This is a genomic window from Rhizobium aouanii (genome assembly GCF_037002925.1).
Classification (GTDB): Bacteria; Pseudomonadota; Alphaproteobacteria; order Rhizobiales; family Rhizobiaceae; genus Rhizobium; species Rhizobium aouanii.
The window spans coordinates 1-720 of record NZ_JBAMYD010000062.1 but is presented as its reverse complement, the minus strand read 5'-3'; the positions used below and the strand labels follow the sequence as shown (position 1 = coordinate 720).

Sequence of the window (720 nt, the reverse complement as noted above, 5' to 3'; positions counted from 1 at the left end):
CGCTGGATGGGTCGTTCAACGGGCTCTATGCCAAGACGGGTCGGCCGTCGATCGCGCCGGAACGGCTGTTGCGGGCGGTGCTGCTGCAGATGCTGTATTCGATCCGCTCCGAGCGGCAATTGATGGAACGGCTTGAGTTCGACCTGTTGTTCCGCTGGTTCGTGGGTCTTGGGATCGATGATGCGGTGTGGCATCCGACGGTGTTCACGCATAATCGCGACCGGGTTCTGACGACGGAGGTGGCGCAAGGCTTCCTGTCGGCGCTGCTTGCACAGCCGGCGGTTAAGAAGCTTTTGAGCGCAGAGCACTTCTCGGTCGACGGGACGATGCTGAAGGCGTTTGCCTCGATGAAGAGTTTTCGCGCCAAGGACGGCCCGGGTGGCGACGATGGCGAGCCACCGGAGGGCGGGCGCAATGGCGAGCGTGATTTCCGCAAGGAGAAGCGCTCGAACGAGACGCACGCCTCCACCACTGACCCGGATGCCCGGCTCTACCGCAAGAGCAAGGGCCAGGAGAGCCGGCTGGCCTATTTGGGGCATGCGCTGATGGAGAACCGCAACGGACTTGTGGTCGACGGTGCGGTGACGCATGCGACCGGCACGGGCGAGCGGGAGGCGGCGAGCGAACTGAGCGAGGGCCTTGCCGAAGGGGCGACGCTGGGTGCCGACAAGGCTTACGACGTGGAAGCCTTTGTCGAAGAGTTGAAGGCGCGCAAGATCG

Annotated in this window: 1 protein-coding gene; it reads left to right on the top strand. The window is 64.0% G+C overall.

What is annotated here, in order from left to right:
* The coding region (locus tag V8P77_RS34725; protein WP_444965445.1) for an IS5 family transposase at positions 1 to 720 on the top strand (720 nt) is incomplete at both ends.